The sequence below is a fragment of the Cobetia amphilecti genome (genome assembly GCF_032923285.1).
GTDB classification, from domain to species: domain Bacteria; phylum Pseudomonadota; class Gammaproteobacteria; order Pseudomonadales; family Halomonadaceae; genus Cobetia; species Cobetia amphilecti.
This window is the reverse complement of the sequence record NZ_CP136695.1, coordinates 3793901-3816258: the sequence shown is the minus strand read 5'-3', so window position 1 is coordinate 3816258 and position 22358 is coordinate 3793901. Positions and strand designations below refer to the sequence as shown.

The following is a 22358-nucleotide window of genomic DNA, read 5'->3' as shown; positions in this document are numbered from 1 at the left end:
CGAGCGTGAGGGATCAGGCTTCTTGCAGCTTGTGACGCTTCTGCATCTTCTTCATCACCCGATCACGCTTGAGCGGGGAGAGGTAGTCGACGAACAGCTTGCCTTGCAGGTGGTCGTGCTCGTGCTGGATGCAATGTGCCAGCAGGCCATCGGCTTCCAGTTCGTAGGCATCGCCGTTGCGGTCCTGAGCCTTGAGTCGTACCTTCAGATAGCGCGGGACTTCGGCATAATATTCAGGAATCGACAGGCAGCCTTCCTGCATCGGTTGCTGTTCATCACCGATCGGGGTGTATTCCGGGTTGATCAGCACCAGCGGCTGGGACTGATCTTCGCTGACGTCGATGACGATGAGACGGCGATGCTCGTCGACCTGTGACGCGGCGAGGCCGATGCCGCGGGCGTCATACATGGTCTCGATCATGTCGTCGATCAGGGTCTGCAGCTCGGCGTCGATCGTGTCGATCGGGGCGGCAACGTTGCGCAGACGCTCATCAGGGAATTCAAGGATTTCGCGTTTGGCCATGGCTGGTGTAATTACCGTTGTGCTGTCAGAAAGGATTTGCCTGATATTGTAGTGTGCGCAAGCGAGGAACGGAACCGAATGCCGTCAATGCTGCTACTATCGCGGCAATAGTCAGGATTGATCTGACATGGCGATGGACAGGGGTCAGCAGCCACCAGGCGCGGGGCAGAGCGGGTCTGCGCGGTGCGGAGTTCAGAACAAGACCATCACCACCGAGCGATGGGTGGCAATAACGCAAGGGACGCAGGAATGGGCATGAAACGACTGGTCGGCAATGCCGTCTTTACGGCACTCCTCGGCATGGCGACGCTGGGGGCAAGCGCAGGGATGTCGCTGGCACAGGCAGCAACCGTGCGTGATGACGTACCTTCCACCTATGTGGTGGTACGTGGCGATACGCTCTGGGACATCTCCGGGCGCTTTCTGCGTGAACCCTGGCTGTGGCCGGAAGTCTGGCGCGCCAATCCGCAGATAAAGAATCCGCACCTGATCTATCCGGGCGATCGCATCTCGCTCTACTACGAGAATGGCGAGCCACGTCTGCGCCTGGAGCGCGGCCAGGGCGGTGTGGTCAAGCTGTCTCCCCAGATCCGCAAGATTCCCAAGCGCGAGGCGGTGCCGCCGATTCCGCTGGAGAAGATCTCGGCCTTCTTGAAAGAGCATCGCGTGATTGACCCGGCGCTGCTCACCGATGCGCCCTATATCGTGGCCGGGGATGACACCCGCCTGATCAGCGGTGCCGGCGATACCATCTACGCCCGTGGCAACTGGTCCGCCAATGACACCTACAGCGTCTACCGCAAGGGCCAGCGCTATCTGGACCCGGATACCCAGGAGTTTCTGGGGCTGGAGATGATCAGCATCGGCGACATCAAGCTTGAGCGCCGCGAAGGCGATATCGGCGTGCTGCGCGTGCTGTCGGCCAATCGCGAGATTCTCAATGGCGATCTGCTGCTGCCGGCGGACGGTGGTGCGATCACCACCAGCTTCCAGCCGCAGCCGCCCGAAGAAGATGTAGGCGGCGTCATCCTCGCGGCCCCCGATGGACTGCGCAACATCGGTCGCAATGACATCGTCGCGCTCAATCGCGGCAGTCGTGAAGGCATCCAGCCGGGGTACGTCTTCGGTATCGAGCGCCGCGGCGAGACGATCACCGACCCCGTCACCGGCGAGCCGATCACCCTGCCCGGTGAGGAGGGTGGCCTGGTGATGGTATTTCGTATCTACGACAAGGTCAGCTACGCGCTGGTGATGCAGGCCGGCCGCCCATTGAGCGTCGGTGACAAGCTGCTGGAGCCCCACGGCTGATCGAAAGCCCCTGTAATCCGCAAGCATCGGCGTGGTGAAACGACTCGTCGTGCTGAAGTGAACAACCAGGGTGAGTCAATAATCCGCTCGGGAGGTGTGGCGTGTCGATCGATGTCGAACAACGCGGCCCCTCGCGGGCGGATTTCGTCTTTCTGGCGCGCCTGCCGGGTTTTGGCACGCATACCGCGGCCAAGCTGCGTGAGCGGGCCGACTGGCCGCAGGGCTGGCTGGCGGTATTGCCGCCACGCCTCGCGGCACCGCTGCGCCTGTGGTGCGAGCGCCCCGAATCCTCGCCGCTCCATGAGCAGGTGATGGCAGACCTTGCCTGGCATGCGCCGGCACAGGGCTATCATCTGCTCACCCCCGCGGACCCCGAGTGGCCAGCCATGCTCGATACCCTGCCGGACCCGCCGTTGGTGCTCTGGGCGCTGGGGCGCCAATCGTTGCTTGAGTTGCCCATGCTGGCCATCGTCGGCGCACGCAAGGCGAGCCCGGCAGGCCTGCGGCATGCGCATGACTTCGCGGCTGAGCTGGTCTCACGTGGCTGGAGTGTCGCCAGTGGGCTGGCGCTGGGGGTCGATGCTGCAGCGCATCAGGGAGCCCTGGCGGCGTCAGCGCGTCTCGGCGCGCACGACTATGCGGCCAACCCCTCGACGCTGGCGGTGCTTGGCTGTGGGGTCGACGTGGTCTATCCCGCCCAGCACCATCATCTTCGCCAGCGGCTGCTGGAGGGCGGCGGTCTGCTGCTCTCGGAGCATCCGCCTGGCACCGGCGCGCATGCGCGTCATTTTCCGCGCCGCAATCGGCTGATCACCGGCCTGTCACTTGGCGTGCTGGTGGTCGAAGCCACGTTGCGCAGTGGCTCGCTGGTCAGCGCCCGATTGGCGATGGAGCAGAATCGCGAGGTGTTCGCGCTGCCGGGACGCATCGATGACATCACCGCCAGCGGTTGTCTGGAGTTGATCCGTCAGGGGGCGACGCTGGTACGCGATGTCGATGACATGCTGGCGGAGCTCGAGCACCTGCTGCCGGCTCACTCGACCGAGCAGCCGTCAACGCAGGCCCGGGTGGCGTCATCCAGGCAGTCCGCTGCCGGCTCTGCGGCCTCTCGCTCAGCCACTTCGGCTCGGCAAGCGACAGCCTCCGCCACCTTCGCGACATCCACGACATCACTGCCCTTGCCGTCCCTGGCGCCGCCAGCGTCAAGCGCTGCCACACCGCCTGTCAGTCAGGAGGCGGCGCCATTGTGCTTTCTGGGGGCCGTGCCGCTGGCGCTGGACAAGCTGGTCGAGCTGAGCGGCACCTCGGTCAGCGAGCTGAGCATGCAGTTGCTGGAACTGGAGCTCGAGGGGCGAGTCATGCAGGCTCCCGGCGGCTGGAAACGACTCTGACGTTCTGAGCAAAAGTCGCCGGCCTGGCATTGATGATCCGAGAGGCCGGCAACCTGAACTCATTTGCCCTGGCAGACCTTGCCGCTCTCGGGCTGCCAGGCATTGAGCGCCGCATCACGCATGGCGCGCTTCTCGCGCTCACTGGAACTCCAGTTGCCATCGTAGAGTACGCCTTCCCACTCGCCGTAGGTCGGGTTGGGCAACAGCACGAAGCGACGGCCGAACTGATCCGCCTGGCGGGCGACCTCGGCATTGCGTGCGCGGGTGGTGGACTGCTGGAAGGCCTGATCGAAATCGCCGAGGTTATCGCCCATCAGTAGCGCGATGTCATGCTCCTGCGTGACCCGCGCGCGGCGCGCGGTCTTGTCGGAGCTGTCGGTGCGCGGCATCACGTGCTCGGCATTGGCCTGCGGGAAGCCCAGCGCGGCGAGATTGGCGATGGTGGCCTGCTTGCCGGCCGCCTTGCGGTTGGTGATGTAGTAGACATCGACGCCGCTGGCGTGCGCGTAGTTGAGGAACTCCACGGCGCCCGGTGAAGCCGTGGAGACGGCATCATCCACCCAGTCAGCCCAGCTCTGGCTGTCGTAGGTACGGCCTTCACGCAGTGCCCAGCCGCCGTAGCTGGTGGTGTCGAGCACGGTGTCATCGACATCGACGACCACCGCCAGCGGCTTGTCCTGCGCGTGGCGACGCGCCAGCGCCAGATTCAGGCGGTCGTGGGCCACGTTGAAGGCTTGCAGTGACAGGGCATGAAACTCCGCGCTGCGCTGTATCCACAGGGTCGCCAGCATCGCCTGGTCGCTCAAGGGCGCCTGTGCTGCGGCATCCTGCAGCGGGGTAGGGCGTGGCGCCGGCGCGGTCGGCGTCTGGGTGCCAGAGCTGGCACAGCCTGCCAATGCCAGCAGTAGAGCGGCTGAGGTGGTCAGTGAGAAAGCGCGACGCATGGATCACATCCTTGTCTGAAGAAAAGGGGGAGGCAAAGTGGGGGTGAAACGCCATCAGGCCCGGCGCTGGAGGCTGTCCAGCAAAGCGTTCAAATGACCTCGATAGTCTTTTGAAACAAGCCTTTGCGTCAGTTTCGCAATACCCTGAGGGTGATGGACCCGTTCATCATGCCGTGAACCGGGCGGTGCGCCTATGCCACCCCGGCGCGACGCCGTGTTGCGTCGATGTGCAGCGTCGGTCTCGCGCCGGTGAGCGTGCTAGAATCGCCGCCATCGTGTTGCCGCAGCTAGGAGTTCGAGCAGATCATGAATGTCAGTGATGTTTCGCTGGATCAGCGTGCCCTCGACGGCGCCGCTGCCTGTCTTCGCAATGGGGGCATCGTTGCCTATCCCACCGAGGCCGTCTGGGGGCTGGGGTGTGATCCCGACGATGGTGAGGCCCTGGCTCGGCTGATCAAGCTCAAGTCCCGCGACGCCGCCAAGGGCCTGATCCTGATCGCCGGTGATATCGCCCAGCTGGAACCCTGGTTGGCGGGGGTCACCGTCGAGCAGCGTGAGCAGCTGCTGGCCAGCTGGCCGGGACCCTATACCTGGCTGGTGCCTGACAATGGCCGTGCGCACCCCTTGCTGCGCGGTGAACACGTCAGCCTGGCCGTGCGCGTGACCGATCATCCGCTGGTCCAGGCATTGTGCGCTGCCTTCGGCGGACCGCTGGTGTCGACCTCGGCCAACCGTGCAGGCGAATCGCCTGCCATGAGCGCAGACGAGGTGCGTGACGCCTTCGGCGACGCGCTGGTCAATGACGTGATCCTCGAAGGGCCACTCGGCGGCAACCCGCGTCCCAGCACCATTCGTGATCTCGCGACCGGCAAGGTACTGCGCGCCTGAGCAGCAGGATCGCCCCTCGAGTTGATCCAGATCAGTGCCGCGTCATCCAGGCGCCCAGGTGGCGCATTTTCCGACCTGCCGAGCGCAGCGTGTCGCGGTAAGCTGGCAGTTCACCGCCAGCAGCGGCCAACGACGGGTGTCGCCCCGTCATCATTCATTCCCGTTCTACCGGAGGCATCGTGGCCCACGCCAATCTCGAAGACGTCAAGGTCTACCTGCTCGATCTGCAAGACCGCCTGTGCGAGGCGCTGCAAGCCTGCGATGGCCAGGCAAGTTTCCGTGAAGACAGCTGGGAGCGTGCCGAGGGTGGCGGTGGTCGCTCACGGGTCATCGAGAATGGCGGCGTGTTCGAGAAGGGTGGCGTCAACTTCTCGCATGTCTTCGGGCATGAATTGCCGGCTTCCGCGACGGCGGTACGTCCGGAGCTGGCCGGTCGCAGCTTCCACGCCGTCGGGGTCAGCTGGGTGCTGCATCCGCACAACCCGCACGTGCCGACCAGCCATGGCAATGTGCGCTTCTTCATCGCCGAGAAGGAGGGCGAGGCGCCGGTATGGTGGTTCGGGGGCGGCTACGATCTGACGCCGTTCTACCCGCATGAAGAAGACGCGCGTCACTGGCACCATACGGCCTACGATGCCTGCATCGCCTTCGGCAGTGATGTCTATCCGCGCTACAAGGCCTGGTGTGACGAGTACTTCTACCTCAAGCACCGCGACGAGACGCGGGGCGTGGGTGGCCTGTTCTTCGATGACCTCAACGAGTGGGGCTTCGAGCGCTGCTTCGCCTTCCAGCAATCCGTCGGCGACAGCTTCCTTGAAGCCTATCTGCCCATCGTCGAGCGCCGCCGCGACACGGCCTATGGCGAGCGTGAACGCAACTTCCAGCTCTATCGTCGCGGGCGCTACGTGGAGTTCAATCTGGTCTGGGACCGCGGCACGCTGTTTGGCCTGCAGAGTGGCGGACGTACCGAGTCGATTCTGATGTCGATGCCGCCGGTGGTGCACTGGGAGTACGGCTACGAGCCCGAGGAAGGCAGTGCCGAAGCCGTGCTGTATCGTGACTTCCTGCATGCCCGCGACTGGCTGGGCGAAGAGGCCTGATCGCCGCATTGACCTGACGCTTTTCTGTGATTGTCCCGGAGTCCTGATGTCCCGTTACGCTGTATTCGGCAACCCGATTGCCCACTCGAAATCCCCGTTGATTCATCGCTCCTTCGCTGAGCAGCTCAAGGACTCGCTGAGCTACGAAGCGCGACTGGCGCCGGTCGATGACTTCGCGGCCGGTTGGGCCGAGTTCGTCGCCGAAGGTGGCCAGGGGGCGAATGTCACCATGCCCTTCAAGGAGCAGGCCTTCCGGCTGGTCGATGTGCTGAGCCCGCGTGCCCGTCGCGCCGGCGCCGTCAATACGCTGATGCTCGGCAAGACCGGTCAGCTGTATGGCGATACCACCGATGGTGTCGGCCTGACCCGTGATCTCGAGCGTCTCGAGGCGCCGCTCAAGGGCGCGCGCATCCTGATTCTCGGCGCGGGTGGCGCCGTGCGTGGTGTGCTGGAGCCTCTGCTGGCCAAGCAGCCGGCGGCATTGGTGATCGCCAATCGCACCGCCGCCAAGGCCAGTGCGCTGGCCGAGGACTTCGCCGACCTGACGGGGCAAGGCTGCCTGCTGTCCGGTGGCAGCTATGCGGCCATCGAGGGTGAGTTCGATCTGGTCATCAATGGCACCAGCGCATCGCTGGGCGGCGAGCTGCCGCCGTTGCCGGATTCGCTGTTCTCTCCGCAGGCGCTCGCCTACGACATGATGTATGCCGCCGAGCCGACCGTCTTCATGCGCTGGGCCAGCGAGCGCGGCGCGCGGGTCGAGGATGGTCTCGGCATGCTGGTGGAGCAGGCGGCCGAGTCCTACTTCCTGTGGCGTCACAAGCGCCCGGAGACAGGGCCCGTGGCGGACATGTTGCGCAGGATGCTGGCGGAGGGATGATCCGCGTGAGCTTGCCGGGCATGCACGTCGATTCAGGTGGTCATCCAGACGGCCAGCAAGACGATCAGCCAGATGACCAGCTAGCCGGCCAGTCAGACGACAGACGATGAAAAGGCGCGGGGGACTCGACAGAGTCCCCCGCGCCTTTTTGGTAGGCCATGATCCAGCGTGCTCACGCCTCGCTGTTGGCGCTCAGCTGCTCTTGACGGGGGCCGTGGCACAGGATTCGAGCCGATATCCGTACTGATAGACGCTTTTCAGTCTGAGCCCACGGCTGCCGTTCAGTCCCAGCTTGCGCCGCAGGCGGCTGACGTGGGTGTCGACCGTACGGGTCGAGATGTCCCCGTTGACCCCCCAGATCATCTCCAGCAGGTAGGCGCGTGAGTAAAGCTCTCCGACGTGGCGCAACAGCAGGGAGGCCAGCTGATATTCACGCTGGGTCAGGGCGACCGGCTCCGCGCCGCACCAGATGGTGTGTTCATCCGGCTCGATCCGATATTGATCGCTGATGGCCACCTTGGGCTGCAGGTAATTGGTGTCGGAGGTGACGAAGCGCCTGCCCAGCGCTTCCACACGCGCCGTGAGCTCGGCAGGGCGGATCGGCTTGGCCAGAAAGTCATCGGCGCCGTGCTGAAGCGCATGCACGACATCCTCCTCCCCCTGGCTTGCGGTGATAAACAGGATCAGCCCTCGCCAGCCGTGCTCGCTGCGCAGTGTGCGCGTCAGCTCCATGCCGCAGGCATCCGGCAGTTGCCAGTCGATGATCAGCAGGTCGAAGCTGCGCTCGCGCAGTGCGCGCAACAACTGGCTGGCGCGCTCGAAGCCTGCCAGCTCATGTCCCTGGGCCTCGAGACACAGGGTCAGGTAATCACGTTGATCATGATCATCTTCCAGAATGCCGATTTGCATGTCGCTGTCTCCCCGCGTGGGTATCGCAAGCAGTCTACGCGTCTCTTGCGTGAGACCGCGTCACAATGGTTCACGTTTGGCAGGACGATGGCGACATATACTCGTGTTCATCCCCTCTCGCTGCTTCATGGCGCGGTGCCGCTGCTGACCCGTGAATGGCGAGGATGAAACGAGACGGTGAACCTCCGGCCGTCATCCATGGTTGTCCATGACCCCTGGAGTCTTCCCATGCCGCTTCTCATTCTCCTGCGATGTCTCACCACGGCGTTACCCCGCATGCGCCACTGGCTTCTGTTGCTGATACTGGCGTTTTGCCCCTTCGCCATGGCCCTGGAGGCACCGCAGGGGCCGGTGGTGCTGCGCGTCACCGGGGATGTCGCCCATGCCAACGCCGGAGGCGAGGCACATTTCGACCGCGCCATGCTCATGGCGCTGACGCAACGGGAAACCGTGACCACCACCCCCTGGCATGACGGCGAAGTGAGCTTCAGCGGTCCGCTCGGTTCGGCGCTGATGGAGGCGGTAGGCGTCGAGGATGGCACCATGCGTATCGTGGCGCTCAACGACTACGCCGCCACCGCGCCGGTGCAGGACTATTTCGATCATCCGGTGATACTGGCCATGGAAGTCGATGGCAAGCGACTGCGTGTACGCGACAATGGCCCCATCTTCATCATCTACCCCTTCAGTGAGCAGCCGGATCTCCTCAACGAGGAAATCATGACCCGCTCTGTCTGGCAGGTGAAGCGAATCGACATCGAACGCTGAACCCGCCTCTTCTGCTCCGTTTCATGAGCGCTGCCAGGATGCTCGTGCATGAATCCACTCCGTTCTCTGCATTTCAGAACCGCCATCGCCATTGCCGCGACGTTGTTCTTCGTCTCGGCATTGGTGACTGGCGTTCTGGTCTATCAGCGTCAGCAGGCACTCGAGCACAAGCTGCGTGAGAATCTGATCTGGGCGGTCTATCAGTTCGACAGGGAAGTGCGCGAGCTGCGCATAGTGGTGGCCGAGGAGCAGAAGACCCCGACGCCGCCCGCCTTGATGGATGACAGCGAGCTGCTGTTGCGGCTCGACATCCTCTATAGCCGGGTGCAGCTGCTGCAGAGCGGCCAACTGGGCAGCATGCTGGCGGGGATGCCCGACCTGCATGCCCAGCTGATGGCCATGCTGCCCAGAATCGAGGTGCTGGACAGCGCCATCATGGACCTGGCGAGTCGTCAGGAGCGTGATGCGTCCCTCTATGTGCAGATACTCAGCCGGCTTGCCTCGCTTCAGGAGCAGACCGGCGAGCTGCTGCTCAACATCAATGCCGAGGCCGCTATCCAGCGCACCAAGGAGCGCTCGGAGCTCCTCAACCTGTATGCCCTCGCACTGTCGCTGGTGCTGCTGATGACCCTGAGCGGCATCGTGCTGGTGGTCGCGCTGATCGTCGAGAGTCGTGGACGGGCCTACAAGACCCGCAAGCTGGAGGAGCGCACCCAGGAGCTGGATGGCATGGTGCAGCTGGCGCAGGCGGCCAGTCGTGCCAAGTCGGAATTCATGGCGATCATGAGCCATGAGATTCGCACCCCGCTCAATGGCATGGTCGGCGTCTCGGACCTCATCGGCGAGGAAGTCTCGACCCGGCGTGGCCAGCAATACCTGACGATGCTGCGCCAGAGTGCCGAGAGCCTGCAGGCCGTCATCAATGATGTGCTGGATTATTCCAAGATCGAAGCCGGCAAGCTGGAGCTGGATCAGCGCTGCTTCTCGTTGCCCGAATTCCTCGATTCCCTGGCCGCGCATTACCATCGCCAGACAGGCAGTGCCGGCAAGGGATGCTCGCGCATCTTCCTCGAAGAACGTGCCGATGACCTGCCCGTCTGGGTCAAGGGGGACGTCAATCGCCTGCGTCAGGTACTGACCAACCTGCTCAACAACGCCTTCAAGTTCTGTCCCCAGGGCACCATCCGGCTGAGGGCATCACTGGAAGACGGCGAGATGCTTCATTTCGAGGTTCACGACAGCGGTTGCGGGATCGCCGCCGACCAGGTGAGTCAGTTGTTTGCCCCCTTCACCCAGGTGGATACCTCGATTGCGCGTCGTCATGAAGGCACCGGGCTCGGGCTTGCCATCTGCAAGCGACTGGTGGAGGCGATGGGCGGCGAGGTCGGCGTCGAGAGCCATCTCGGGCTCGGCAGCCGCTTCTGGTGCCGCGTGCCGCTGCCGGTATTGACCGCCGCCGAGGCTTGCCCGCAGCAGGCGGTGGGAGACACGCCCTTGCCCCACGCAAGCGTGCTGGTGGTGGAAGACAACGAGGTAAATCAGTCACTGGCGCGGGCCATGCTCGAGTATCTGGGGCAGCAGGTCACGGTGGTGGAAGACGGTGAGCAGGCACTCGAATGGCTGGCGCAGGCTGGCAACGATGTCGATCTGGTATTCATGGACATGCAGATGCCGGTACTGGATGGCGTCGAGACGACACGTCGCTGGCGTCAGCACGAGTCCGAGCAACCCGCCAGCGCTTGTCTGCCGATCATCGCGATGACCGCCAACGTGATGCAGGAGGATGCCCGCCGCTGCATCGAGGCTGGCATGCAGGGGGTGCTGCACAAACCCTTCACGCGTGATGATCTGCATCGGGTGCTGCAACAGTATCTGGTCCAGGTCTCTGATTCACAGCAGAAGGCGCTCGAGCCAGAAAAGCCAGAGGGCTCGGCTGACGAGCGGACTACCGTCACGCAGGCACCAGACGATGATGGCGTCAGCTCGTCAGCGGTTGAAGATCAGGACGCGCAGATCGACGCTGCCCCGGCGTTAGATGTGGCAACTGACGACTCAGGCGCGCGCGCTCTGCCCGATGCCGCGCCTTCCTTGCTGCAACATGCGACCTGTCAGGAGCTGCTCACGACCCTGAGTGGCGAGGCCTATTCACGACTGCTGAGCAATTATCTGACGCGACTCGAAGGGCGCCTCGACGTGATGGTGTCCTTGCTGAAGCAGATGGACCTCACCGAGCTCAAGCGCGAGGCGCATTCCCTGAAGGGGGCGTCAGCCTCGCTGGGGTGCAGCGGCATAGCCAGTGGCGCCAAGGCGCTGGAGGAGGCCGTGATCAGCGAGGACCTGCCCGAGGTACACCAGCATGTCGCCACATTGCGCTCCTTGAGTGTACCGACGCGGGACAGCCTCCTCGCAGAGGGCTATCTGTTCTCCTGACGGTATGGGAACGTGATGGCGTGATAGATAGCCGACAGCATTCACTACCGTCCCTCTTGTTCTCCCGTTCTCGTCTTCTCTCGCTCTCTTCATCCTGGCCTTCACGACACAGACGCCACCCATGGTGACATGGGTGGCGTCTGTGTCGTGGGGGAATTGCGGCATTCCCGCTGTCTGTGCTGCGCTGCGGCGGGACGCCAGTCTCGTCAATGGACAGCGGAGACGTGGCGCTGGCTGAGTGCATTGACGGCGCTGGGCGGGCAGCGGCTCCAGGCATTGAAGTCGCTGACGGGCATGGGGCGCGCGAACAGATAGCCCTGGCCGATATTGCAGCGGGTATCGCAGAGGTAATCGCGCTGTTCCGCGGTCTCGATGCCTTCGTCGACCACGGCGAGATTCAGACGCTGACCCAGCTCGACGATGGTACGCGTGATGGCGCGCGCTTCCGGGTGGCTGTCGCTGCGCCCGACGAAGCATTGGTCGATCTTCAACTCGTCGAACGGCAGGTTGTAGAGCTGCATCATCGAGGAGAAACCGGTGCCGAAGTCATCCAGCGCCAAGCGATAGCCGCGGTCGCGAATGGCGTTCAGCAGGTGGCGAGCGTAGGTGAGGCAGTCGATCCCGCAGCTCTCCGTGAGTTCCAGCGTGATGGAGTGCGGATCGACATGATGCTGACTGGCCAGCGTATCCAGCGTCTTCAGCATGTCGCGGGTGCGCAGCAGCTGGGGTGACAGATTGAGCGCGAGGTCAAGGTGAAGGCCCTGGGACTGCCATTGGCCCTGCTGGCGGAAACCATGCTCGATGACCTGCCAGGTGAGTGCTTCGATGCGGTTGCTGCGTTCCGCCAGGGCGATGAACTGGTTGGGCATGACCATGCCACGCAGAGGATGCTGCCAGCGCACGAGAGCCTCCGCGCCGCTGAGCCGGCCGCTGGCGAGGTCGATCTTGGGCTGATAGACGAGATGCAGCTGGCGCTCGGTCAGAGCATCATCCAGTTCATCGAGTGACAGCGGATTGCGTTGCTTGTCCAGCTCTGCCAGCAGCGAGGCCAGGTGCATGATGTCGAAGGGCTTGCCGAGCTGGCCCAGCATCTCCAGGCCGCTGCGCTTGCCCCTGGCGACCATCGCTTGCATGTCGTCGTTGTGACAGGCGCTCATCAGGATGATGCCCGCCTCGACATTGCGTTCGCGCAGATAGCCGAGCACATCATCGCCGGTGAAGTCGCCCAGTTCGTAGTCCACCAGGATGAGGTCCGTCTCCAGACAGGCGGGATTGCAGGCGATGTCCTGCAGCCCTTCGCTCTGCGTGCAGTCGAACCCATGGGCGGAAAGCAGCCCGCTGATGAGTTCACGAAAATCCGGATCGTCGTCAATGATGAGTGCGTGTCGAGTCATGTAAGGCATCCTCAAGCGAGTGTCGGGAATACGCTCGCGCCGCTGTGCATGAAGTGTCTGCATGAGCAGTGCGCAGGCGAGCAGGTGATCCCAGATTAGCAATGCGGTTACATGATTCGCGGATATCGACACATTTGACGGCTTCTTTTTACATTCGAACTGTCAGGTCGATGGGTAAGAGGGCGGGTAGTGTGAGCCGGCCAGGGAGAGGCCTCCAGGGTGAGCCAACCAGGAAGAGGCGGGGAGGGGGTAGTAAACAAGGAAGAGGCGGGCGGCTGGATAGAGAGCGCCGCACGCTCGCGCAGCCCCAGGTTCTCCAGGGGCCGCGCGAGCGTGTGTTACCTGAGGCTGATGACGCCACGCCACACAGGCGGGGTCAGCGCAGTCGATCGCAGTTGGGCTTCTCGCCGGCGGCGCGGGCCTGCTGATAGGTCGGCAGAGCGGTCTCGAGGCGCTCGTTGAGGGCCGCCATGCGCTGTTCGTCACTCGGGTGCGTCGACATCCACACCGGCGGTTGCGCGCCTCCGGCAGCGTTCATGTTGGCCCACAGCTTGATGCTGGCGCGCGGGTCGAAGCCGGCTTCGGCCATCAGGTCCAGCCCCAGCAGGTCGGCTTCGGACTCGTGGGAGCGCGAGAACGGCTTGAGCACGCCATATTCCGCGCCCATGCCCAGCAGGCCCATGAGCTGATCGCCACCGGTACCTTCGAGGCCGGCCAGTGCCTGGGTCAGTGACAGCCCGGCGGAGGTCAGCGATTGTGTCGAGACACGTTCGTTGGCGTGGCGCGCCAGCACGTGGGCGATCTCGTGGCCGATGACCGTGGCCAGCTGGTCCTGATTCTCGGCGACCTCAAGCAACCCGGTGTTGACGCCGATGTAGCCGCCCGGCAGCGCGAAGGCATTGGCGGACTCATCCTCGAATACCTTGACCTGCCAGCCGCTGATGCCATAGCTGGCGGGCACCTTGGCGGTCACCGCATCCGCCACGCAGCTGACGTAGGCATCCTGACGCCCTTCCACCACCGGCAGCTCCTGCTGGTACTTGCTGAAGCTGGCTTCCCCCATCTTCTCCAGTTCCTGGTCCGAGTAGAGAGTCAGCTGGCTGCGGCCCAGCGGAGAGCTGGCGCAGGCACTCAGGGTGACGGACGCCGCAAGCGCCGCCAGCGGGAGCAGACGACGCAGGGCACGGGGAGATGAGAGATCGAGCAATCCTGGCATTGGGGCCTCCTGGCTAGATGACGTGACAACCTTCGAGCGCACGGCAGGGCGACGCTGAACGTGCAAGAAACGTGCAGACAGCATAACCGGATAGGCGCAGTGGTGCAGTCAGCGAAATGATACGTTGCTGAGATCACAGCATCGTCAGGCCAGACGGCCCCGCCGGGCATGAGATACTGGGCGTGATCTGATGGGCCTGCCACGGCCCGGACCCCATGTATCTGACAGGGAATCACCATGTCGCCAGAGTTTGAACGCCGCCTCTCGCATCTGCTGGACCGACTCGAACCGATGCTGCCGCCGACGGCTGTCGAAGTGGACTGGACACGCGATGTCGCCGCCTTGTGGACTCGCCACCCGCTGGGAGGGCGCCTGACGCCGATCGCGCCGCGTGACGCCCTGACACTCGAGGACCTGCTCGGCATCGCACGCCAGAAGCGTGAGCTGCTGGCCAACACCCGCGCCTTCCTCGCGGGCAAGCCGGCCAACCACGCGCTGCTGTGGGGCGCCCGTGGCACCGGCAAGTCATCGCTGGTCCGCGCACTGCTCAATACCCTGGGCCGTGAGGGGCTGCGTCTGATCCAGATCGATCGCCACGACCTGCCGGCACTGCCGGCGCTGGTCGCCGAGCTGGCCCAGCAGCCGCATCGCTTCATCGTCTATTGCGATGACCTGTCCTTCGAAGGCACCGATGACGCCTACAAGGCGCTCAAGAGCGTGCTGGATGGCACCCTGACCGGGCCGCCGGAGAACGTGCTGCTGTACGCCACCTCCAACCGTCGTCATCTGCTGCCGGAGCACATGAGCGATAACCAGGCCACCCACATCGTCGATGGCGAGCTGCATCATGGCGATGCGGTGGAAGAGAAGATCTCGCTGTCGGACCGCTTCGGTCTGTGGCTGGCCTTCCATCCCTTCAATCAGGACGCCTATCTGGAGACCTGTCAGCATTGGGTGGAATGGCGTCTCGGCGCGGGCAGCTTCGATGAGGCCGCGCGTGGCGAGGCGCTGCGCTACGCCACCCAGCGCGGGGTGCGCAGCGGGCGTGCCGCATGGCAGTTCGCCAATCTATGGGCGGGGCAGAAGACGCTGGAGGCGTGAGCCCGGTGCTTGACGCCCTTGAGAGGATTGCGGCGCTTGCAGCGCTTGAAGCGTCAGTGCTCGCGACATGAAAAGGCCGCCCCCGCAGTCATCTGCAGGGGCGGCTTTTTCATGGGGCAGGCTGGCGGATCAGATCCGCTGGCCTGCCATCACGCACGGGCACAGTTCACGCCATCAACGGCGCTGCTTGCGTTCCTTGCGAGCTTCCTTGGTGCGCGCCAGTGAACGCTCTTTCGCGCGCTCGCGGTCGTCAGTACCCTGGGCGCCATCGAAGGGGTTGTCGCCGGAGCGGAACTCGAAGCGCATCGGCGTGCCCTTGACCTTGAGCACCTTGCGGAAGGTGTTGGTCAGGTAGCGCTTGTAGGCTTCCGGCAGCTTGTTGGTCTGGTTGCCGTGCACCACGATCAGCGGCGGGTTGGCACCGCCCTGGTGAGCCATGCGCAGCTTGATGCGACGGCCGTTGACCATCGGCGGCTGGTGCGCCTGGGTGGCATCCTGCAGCAGAGTGGTCAGACGCTTGGTCGACCAGCGGGCCACGGCGCTTTCGAAGGCGCGGTCGATGGACGGGTAGAGGTCACCCACCGCAGTGCCGTGCAGCGCGGAGATGAAGTGCAGGTCAGCGTAGTCGGCAAAGCCCAGGCGACGCTTGATCTCGGAGCGCATCTTCTCCTTGGCTTCGCTTTCCAGGCCATCCCACTTGTTGACCACCAGCACCAGGGCGCGGCCGCTGGTCAGCACGAAGTCCAGCAGGTGCAGGTCCTGCTCGACCAGTCCCTGGCGGGCATCGAGCACCATCACGGCGACGTTGCACTTCTTGATCGCTTCCAGCGTCTTGATGATGGAGAACTTCTCCACCACTTCGCGCACGTTCTTGCGACGACGGATCCCGGCGGTGTCGACCAGCAGGTAAGGCTTGCCACGACGCTCGAAGGGGATCTCCACGGCGTCGGTGGTGGTACCGGCCTGGTCATAGACGACCACGCGCTCCTCGCCCAGCAGGCGATTGACCAGCGTCGACTTGCCGACGTTCGGGCGACCGATGATGCCGATGCGCACGCCGCGATCATCCAGCTCCGGGTGCAGGTCCTCGTCTTCGTCTTCCTCGACTTCGGGGTAGGGCGAGAGCACCTCTTCCAGCAGCGTGGTGACGTTGCGGCCATGCTCGGCGGCGATGGCGCGCGGGTCACCCAGACCCAGGGTCCAGAAGTCGGACTTGCCGATCTCCTCGTCCATGCCGTCGGTCTTGTTGACCACCAGCCAGGTCTTCTTCTGATTGACGCGCAGGTGGTTGGCGATGGCCTCGTCCGCCATGTTCAGACCGGCGCGCGCATCGACCATGAACAGCACGATGTCGGCTTCGTCGATGGCGGCCAGTGACTGGCCGGCCATCATCAGGTCGATGCCTTCCTCGTCACCGCTGATGCCGCCGGTGTCGATGACGGTGTAGGGCTTGCCGCCGACCTTGCCGGTGCCGTACTTGCGGTCACGGGTCAGGCCGGGGAAATCGGCGACCAGAGCATCACGGGTCTTGGTGAGGCGATTGAATAGCGTCGACTTGCCGACATTCGGGCGGCCGACCAGGGCGATCACGGGGTTCATGGAATCTCACAGCATTCGCAGGGATAGCATCGATGCCGGCCCCGTACGGTCTGCTTCGAACCATGATGGCTGGAAAGCACCTTGTGCAGGCAGGGCGATAGCGATGATATCGGACTTGGGGCACTGGATGACGACGCAGGCGTCGCATGCATCCAGTATGGTCCGCCGACAGGGGGTTAGCACTGTCGGCGGAAAGATCTCGTGGCTGAATCAATGGCTGCGTCGTGCGGCAGGCCTGATCAGCGGGGGCAGCATTCTAGCATTGACAGGGAGTTGCTACCAATGGCGCATTACGACAACGGCAGCCAGATGGCTGCCGTTGTCGTGACGAGGGCTGAACGAGGCGCATGTCAGATTGCGGGGCAGGCTGACGTGCGCGCTCGATCAGTGGCTTACGGGGCTTCGAGGTCCAGCGCCGTCAGCTCGCCATCGTTGGTGTAGACGTAGATGCGCTTGCCTTCGGTCAGCGGGGTGATGCTGATGCCATCGCCCCCCACGTCATAGCGGCCGGCCATCTCGCCGCTCTGGGCGTCGATCAGGTGCACATAGCCTTCGTAGTCACCGACCACCAGCTTGCCATCGACGAAGGCCGGAGAGGTCAGCCAGCGGCCTTCCAGGTCTTCGGACTTCCACAGCACGTTACCCGTGTTGGCATCCATCGCCAGCACATGGCTGGCATTGTCGATGCTGAACAGGTAATCGCCGACCACGATGGGCGTCAGATAGCTGGAGGACGGCTTGTCCCACAGCGGCTCGCCGTTGCGGGCGTCCAGCGCGATCAGACGACCGTTGTAGCTGGTGACGAACAGTCGACCATCCTGGGTCAGCACCGGCTGGCCATCGAGATCGACCAGCTGGTCCACCTCGGTACGCCCGGCCGGCACGGCGACGCGCAGGTCCCACAGTTCCTGGCCTGAGCGGTTGTCGAGCGTGACCAGCTTGCCGTTGGCGAAGCCCGCGAAGGTGACCGGCTGGATGACGCGCGGCGCGCCGGTGCCACGCAGCGTCAGGGCCGGAATCGTGGCCGAGTAGGCCCACTGCTCTTCGCCGGTGAAGCGATCAAGCGCAGTCACGGTACCATCGACGCTCTGCACCACGACCAGCTCATCGTTGTACTGCGGTGCGGCCAGCACTTCACTGGAGACACGCGTGCTCCATTCGATGCTGCCATCTTCCTGACTGACGGCGCTGACCTTGCCATCGCGCGTACCGACGTACAGGCGGGTGGCATCGGCATTCAGTGCGCTGGTGATGCCAGCCGGCAACCGTGTCTGCCAGATATCGTCGCCACTGTCGGCAGCGAGGGCTTCCAGCTCACTGCCTTCGGCACCGACGAACAGCTTGTCGTTGGCGAAGATCGGTGACAGCGGATAGTGGGCACGGCCAAGGCCATTGCCGACCGATTCGCTCCAGACGGAATCCAGCGCGACCTGGCGATCGAAATCGACCAGTTCCTTGGGCGCATATTCCGGTTGGGCACTGCTGGCGCAACCGGCCAGCAGACTCACGGCCAGCAGCGAGGCCGGTACGCTCAGACGACGAGTGACGCTCATGAAGAAGACTCCGCAGCCAGATCGGCGAGTTTCAGGTCGAGACCGTAGACCGGCTGACCACTTTCCTGCGACAGGGTGCTGGCCTGCTGATAGGCGGCGATGGCCTCATCACGCTTGTCCTGTGCAGCCAGGGCATCGCCACGCACCGCAGCCGCCTGCGCTGCCAGCGGCGCCGGCGGGCTCTTGAGCAGGGCGAGTGCCGCGTCGTTGTCGCCGCGCTCGACATTGATGCGCGCCAGACGCAGGCTGGCCAGCCCCTGCAGGTAGCTGTCATCGCTGTTGTCGATCACGCTCTGCAGCGCCGTGGCGGCTGCATCGAGATCGTTGGCCTTGACCGACATGCTGGCATCCAGCAGGTGCGCCATCTGGGTGTAGAGGCTGTCGCCGTGCTCGCTTTCCAGTTCGCCGATCAGCGTACGCGCCTGCTTGACGCCGGCGTCTTCCAGCTTGGGCTGGCTGACGAGACTGATCAGTTGCTGGTAACGCACGGAGGCCGCTTCGGACTGGCTGGCTTCATAGTTCTGCCAGGCCTTGAAGGCAAAGACACCGGCGCCGGCCAGTACGACACCGGCAATCAGTGACTTGCCGTTCTCGCTCCACCAACGCTTGATGGCTTCAAGCTGTTCTTCTTCGCTTCTGAGCTCTTCCGCCACGGGCGGTCTCCTTGACCTGGCCGGCATGCCGGCACTTGCATTCGTGAGGCGGAGAGCTGGCTCTCCGCCCGATATTCATTGGCAGTCTCAGGCGCCGAAGACGCTGTCGAGACGTTCGCCCAGCGCACGCTGGTTCAGCGTTTCCTGGTCGCGTTCCTCGCGCAGGAACTTGAGCGCCACCGTGCCTTCGATGACTTCATTCTCACCGAGAATCAGCGCGATGCGAGCACCGCTCTTGTCGGCCTTCTTCATCTGGCTCTTGAAGCTGCCGCCACCGCAATGCAGCACCAGACGCAGATTGGGCAGGGCGGTGCGCAGCTCTTCGGCCAGACGCATGGCTTCGCCTTCGGCCTGCTCGCCCATCGACATCAGATAGACATCGACGGTCTCGCGGACGTCCTGCGGTACCAGTTCCAGCGTCTCGAGCAACAGGATGAGGCGCTCGACGCCCATCGCGAAGCCGACCGCCGGTACCGGCTTGCCGCCCAGCTGTTCGAACAGGCTGTCGTAGCGGCCGCCGGCACACACGGTGCCCTGGCTGCCCAGCGCGGTGGTGGTCCATTCGAACACACTGCGCGAGTAGTAATCGAGGCCACGCACCAGGCGCGGGTTGATGACGTACTCGATGCCAGCGGCGTCGAGACGTGCCTTGAGGCCCTCGAAGTGCACGCGGGATTCTTCATCCAGGTGATCCCCCAGGCGCGGCGCGGCGTCGACGACGGCGGCCATGTCCGGGTTCTTGGTGTCGAGGATGCGCAGCGGGTTGCTGTGCAGACGACGCTTGGAGTCTTCGTCGAGGACATCCAGGTGCTGTTCGAAGTATTCGACCAGCAGGTCACGATAGGCGGCACGCGCCTCGAGGCTACCCAGCGAGTTGAGCTCGAGCGTGACGTGCTCCAGCAGGCCCAGCTGGCGCCACAGACGCGCGGAGATCAGGATCATCTCGGCATCGATGTCCGGACCTTCCATGCCGTAGGCTTCAACGCCCACCTGATGGAACTGACGATAACGGCCCTTCTGCGGGCGCTCGTGGCGGAACATCGGGCCGGTGTACCACAGACGCTGGATCTGGTTGTGTACCAGGCCATTCTCCATCGCCATGCGCACGCAGCTGGCGGTGCCTTCCGGACGCAGGGTCAGGCTGTCGCCGTTACGGTCGTCGAAGGTGTACATCTCCTTCTCGACGATGTCGGTGACTTCGCCGATGGAGCGCTTGAACAGCGCGGTCTGCTCGACGATGGGGGTGCGGATCTCGCGATAGCCGTACTGGCCCATCAGCGCTTCCACCTGGTGCTCGAAGTATTGCCATACCGGTGACTGGTCCGGCAGCAGGTCGTTCATGCCACGAATGGCCTGGATCTTGGTACTCAACGTTCTCTCCTGAATCCTTGCGCGTCTCCCCACGGCGCTCGCATGACGTCATGCAGGCGGGTGGGGAGACGAAGGCGCGTCAATCATGACGCGCAAGCCAGCCGAGACAAGCTCAGCTCTGGCGGATGATAGTGTCGGCCTCACGGGCCTCTTTTTCCGCGACCTTGTCACGGATGAGTCGCTCAAGATCGTCAACCAGGGTGTCATTGGTCAACTTGCTGGCCGGCTTGCCGTCCAGGTAGACCAGGTTGGCGGGGCTGCCGCCGGTCAGACCGACATCGGTCTCCTTGGCTTCGCCGGGGCCATTGACGACACAGCCGATGACCGAGACGTTCAGCGGCGTCATCACGTCTTCAAGACGTGTCTCCAGCTCGTTCATGGTCTTGATGACGTCGAAATTCTGACGCGAGCAGCTGGGACAGGCAATGAAGTTGATGCCCTTGGCGCGCAGCTTGAGGCTCTTGAGCATGTCGAAGCCGACCTTGATCTCCTCGACCGGGTCCGCTGCCAGCGACACGCGGATGGTGTCACCGATACCGTCCATCAGCAGCATGCCCAGGCCGATGGAAGACTTTACGGTGCCCGAGCGCAGGCCGCCCGCTTCGGTGATGCCCAGGTGCAGCGGCTGTTCGATGCGCGCTGCCAGGTCACGATAGGCGGCGACGGCCATGAACACGTCGCTGGCCTTGACGCTGACCTTGAAGTCCTGGAAATCGAGGCGATCCAGATGGTCGATGTGACGCATGGCAGATTCGACCAGCGCCGCCGGTGTCGGTTCGCCGTATTTCTTCTGCAGGTCCTTTTCCAGGGAGCCTGCGTTGACGCCGATGCGGATCGGGATGCCGTTGTCGCGGGCGGCGCTGACCACGGCGCGCACGCGGTCTTCACGACCGATGTTGCCCGGGTTGATGCGCAGGCAGTCGACGCCGAGTTCCGCCACACGCAGGGCGATCTTGTAATCGAAGTGGATATCGGCCACCAGCGGGATGTTGCTCTGCTGCTTGATGCGACCGAAGGCTTCGGCGGCATCCATGTCCGGCACGCTGACACGCACGATATCGGCACCGGCATCCTCGAGGCGCTTGATCTGCGCGACGGTGGCGGCGACATCGTTGGTATCGGTGTTGGTCATGCTCTGCACGGAAATCGGTGCATCGCCGCCGACGGCCACATTGCCGACATGAATCTTGCGCGAGACGCGGCGCTTGATGGGGGAGTGACTATGCATGGGATTCCGGATCATTCACCGAGTGTGAGTTTGGCGACACTGCCGCGAGTGACGCGCGTGAGGTCGACCGCTTCATTCATGTAACGCAATTCGACGCCAGAGGCATTGCCGATGGTCAGCGTGAAGGGCGGCTTGCCTTCCAGCGTCGTGCTGGTGCCGGCCTCGTTGTTGCCGCGCAGCAGGCGCTTGCCATCGGCATCACGAATGTCGGTCCAGGAATTGATGTTGAACGTCAATTCGAGCTTGCGCGGGTCTGCCGCTGGCGCAGCTTCTTCTGCTGCGCTCTCTTGTGTGGTGTCGGCACTGGCATCGGCGACAGCACTCACGTCAGTGGCAGCGGCGCTATCCGTGGCAGCGCCAGACGCTGACGTGCCAGTCTCTGCAGCGCCCGGCGCGGTTGCGCCTGTATCGAGCGCGTCAGCACTCTGCGCTGTCGTCTCGGAAGGTGCTCCTGTCTCGATGGCAGACGCATCACCGGTGGCGGTAGCAGTGGAGGACGGCGCCGATTCGCTGGCAGAGGACTGCGAGAGCGAAAGCTCGATGGAGCCATCGGCGTTCACGACCGGTGCGGCGTTGTCCGCATCGCTGCCACCTTCGAGGGCGGAGGTTTCCGCCGGCGAGGTGCGGCCATAGTCGCCACTCTGCCACCACACGTAGCTGAGACCGATCAGACCGGCGATGACCAGCAGGCTGACGAGGCGGAACAGGTACTTGCCCATCTTGCCCGGCGGGCGCACCGACGGCGTGGAACTGGGGGTGTAGCGCTCGGCTTCGGTGGTGCCGAACTGGGCATTGTACTGCCCGACGATCGCCTTCTCGTCCATGCCCAGCAGGCGGGCATAGGCACGCAGATAGCCGCGACGGTACGCGGCGATGGGAATCTGGTCGTAGTGGTCGCGTTCCAGGTCATCGACCAGGCTGGGGCGCAGGTTGAGCTGTGTCGCCACCTCATCACGCGACAACCCCTGATGCTCGCGCTCCAGCTTGAGGCGCGTGCCAGGCAGTGCATCACTGGCGTGCTGATCAGGGGCGGGTTGATGTTCGCTCATGGCGCATCCTTGTAAGGAAAAACTGTCTACCGAACGCACATCCGGGCGCTCTTCCG

19 protein-coding genes are annotated in these 22358 nt (G+C 63.9%); 8 read left to right on the top strand and 11 right to left on the bottom strand.

Annotated features, from left to right (window positions below; translation table 11 throughout):
* Positions 1-13 precede the first annotated feature (13 nt).
* A complete protein-coding gene (def, locus tag R1T44_RS16160) occupies positions 14-523 on the bottom strand; it encodes a peptide deformylase (RefSeq protein ID WP_043333797.1) in 510 nt (169 codons plus the stop codon).
* A 255-nt stretch (positions 524-778) separates the two neighbouring features.
* Between def and R1T44_RS16155 the strand changes: the two genes are divergently transcribed.
* Both R1T44_RS16155 and dprA read left to right on the top strand, forming a co-directional pair.
* Positions 779-1831 carry a LysM peptidoglycan-binding domain-containing protein gene (locus tag R1T44_RS16155; protein ID WP_054556857.1) on the top strand — a complete coding sequence of 351 codons (1053 nt, stop codon included), beginning with the start codon at positions 779-781 and terminating at the stop codon, positions 1829-1831.
* A 101-nt stretch (positions 1832-1932) separates the two neighbouring features.
* A complete protein-coding gene (gene dprA, locus R1T44_RS16150; protein WP_317292296.1) occupies positions 1933-3222 on the top strand; it encodes a DNA-processing protein DprA in 1290 nt (429 codons plus the stop codon).
* 59 nt (positions 3223-3281) lie between these two features.
* Here the strand turns inward: dprA and R1T44_RS16145 are convergent, their stop codons facing one another.
* A complete protein-coding gene (locus tag R1T44_RS16145; RefSeq protein ID WP_284727251.1) occupies positions 3282-4166 on the bottom strand; it encodes a 5'-nucleotidase, lipoprotein e(P4) family in 885 nt (294 codons plus the stop codon).
* Between the two features lie 306 nt (positions 4167-4472).
* Here R1T44_RS16145 and R1T44_RS16140 point away from each other — a divergent pair, with 306 nt between their 5' ends.
* The 3 genes from R1T44_RS16140 to aroE all read left to right on the top strand — a co-directional run bounded on the left by R1T44_RS16140 (position 4473) and on the right by aroE (position 7031).
* Entirely contained in the window at positions 4473-5054 is a 582-nt protein-coding gene (locus R1T44_RS16140) for an L-threonylcarbamoyladenylate synthase (RefSeq protein ID WP_225347270.1), read from the top strand.
* A gap of 179 nt (positions 5055-5233) precedes the next feature.
* A complete protein-coding gene (gene hemF / locus R1T44_RS16135) occupies positions 5234-6154 on the top strand; it encodes an oxygen-dependent coproporphyrinogen oxidase (RefSeq protein WP_317292295.1) in 921 nt (306 codons plus the stop codon).
* A 43-nt stretch (positions 6155-6197) separates the two neighbouring features.
* Positions 6198-7031, top strand: a complete 834-nt coding sequence (gene aroE / locus R1T44_RS16130) for a shikimate dehydrogenase (protein WP_284727270.1) — start codon at positions 6198-6200, stop codon at positions 7029-7031.
* A 192-nt stretch (positions 7032-7223) separates the two neighbouring features.
* Here the strand turns inward: aroE and R1T44_RS16125 are convergent, their stop codons facing one another.
* Positions 7224-7940, bottom strand: coding sequence for a response regulator transcription factor (locus tag R1T44_RS16125; protein ID WP_284727250.1), 717 nt, complete (start codon positions 7938-7940; stop codon positions 7224-7226).
* Between the two features lie 276 nt (positions 7941-8216).
* Between R1T44_RS16125 and R1T44_RS16120 the strand changes: the two genes are divergently transcribed.
* Together R1T44_RS16120 and R1T44_RS16115 are read left to right on the top strand one after the other, a co-directional pair.
* Entirely contained in the window at positions 8217-8708 is a 492-nt protein-coding gene (locus tag R1T44_RS16120) for a hypothetical protein (RefSeq protein ID WP_284727249.1), read from the top strand.
* A gap of 48 nt (positions 8709-8756) precedes the next feature.
* On the top strand, positions 8757-11138 hold the full coding sequence (locus R1T44_RS16115) for an ATP-binding protein (RefSeq protein ID WP_317292294.1): 2382 nt from the start codon (positions 8757-8759) through the stop codon (positions 11136-11138).
* Positions 11139-11344: 206 nt separating this feature from the next.
* Here the strand turns inward: R1T44_RS16115 and R1T44_RS16110 are convergent, their stop codons facing one another.
* Together R1T44_RS16110 and R1T44_RS16105 are read right to left on the bottom strand one after the other, a co-directional pair.
* The gene (locus R1T44_RS16110; RefSeq protein ID WP_317292293.1) at positions 11345-12532 is read right to left on the bottom strand and encodes an EAL domain-containing response regulator; all 1188 of its coding nucleotides are present in this window, start codon (positions 12530-12532) and stop codon (positions 11345-11347) included.
* A 376-nt stretch (positions 12533-12908) separates the two neighbouring features.
* A complete protein-coding gene (locus R1T44_RS16105) occupies positions 12909-13748 on the bottom strand; it encodes a M48 family metallopeptidase (protein ID WP_172978723.1) in 840 nt (279 codons plus the stop codon).
* Between the two features lie 237 nt (positions 13749-13985).
* Between R1T44_RS16105 and R1T44_RS16100 the strand changes: the two genes are divergently transcribed.
* Positions 13986-14849, top strand: a complete 864-nt coding sequence (locus R1T44_RS16100; protein ID WP_284727246.1) for an ATP-binding protein — start codon at positions 13986-13988, stop codon at positions 14847-14849.
* Positions 14850-15023: 174 nt separating this feature from the next.
* Here R1T44_RS16100 and der read toward each other — a convergent pair whose 3' ends face one another.
* The 6 genes from der to R1T44_RS16070 all read right to left on the bottom strand — a co-directional run bounded on the left by der (position 15024) and on the right by R1T44_RS16070 (position 22302).
* On the bottom strand, positions 15024-16448 hold the full coding sequence (gene der / locus R1T44_RS16095; RefSeq protein ID WP_213114049.1) for a ribosome biogenesis GTPase Der: 1425 nt from the start codon (positions 16446-16448) through the stop codon (positions 15024-15026).
* A 392-nt stretch (positions 16449-16840) separates the two neighbouring features.
* Positions 16841-18001 (bottom strand): outer membrane protein assembly factor BamB, encoded by a 1161-nt coding sequence (gene bamB / locus R1T44_RS16090; protein ID WP_284727245.1) that lies wholly within the window; start codon positions 17999-18001, stop codon positions 16841-16843.
* Entirely contained in the window at positions 17998-18654 is a 657-nt protein-coding gene (locus R1T44_RS16085) for a YfgM family protein (protein ID WP_240548630.1), read from the bottom strand. The genes bamB and R1T44_RS16085 overlap by 4 nt, the downstream gene beginning before the upstream one ends.
* Before the next feature lie 87 nt (positions 18655-18741).
* Positions 18742-20025 carry a histidine--tRNA ligase gene (gene hisS, locus R1T44_RS16080; protein WP_084589419.1) on the bottom strand — a complete coding sequence of 428 codons (1284 nt, stop codon included), beginning with the start codon at positions 20023-20025 and terminating at the stop codon, positions 18742-18744.
* A gap of 112 nt (positions 20026-20137) precedes the next feature.
* On the bottom strand, positions 20138-21253 hold the full coding sequence (gene ispG / locus R1T44_RS16075) for a flavodoxin-dependent (E)-4-hydroxy-3-methylbut-2-enyl-diphosphate synthase (protein ID WP_043333809.1): 1116 nt from the start codon (positions 21251-21253) through the stop codon (positions 20138-20140).
* An 11-nt stretch (positions 21254-21264) separates the two neighbouring features.
* The gene (locus tag R1T44_RS16070) at positions 21265-22302 is read right to left on the bottom strand and encodes a RodZ domain-containing protein (protein WP_284727244.1); all 1038 of its coding nucleotides are present in this window, start codon (positions 22300-22302) and stop codon (positions 21265-21267) included.
* Positions 22303-22358 lie beyond the last annotated feature (56 nt).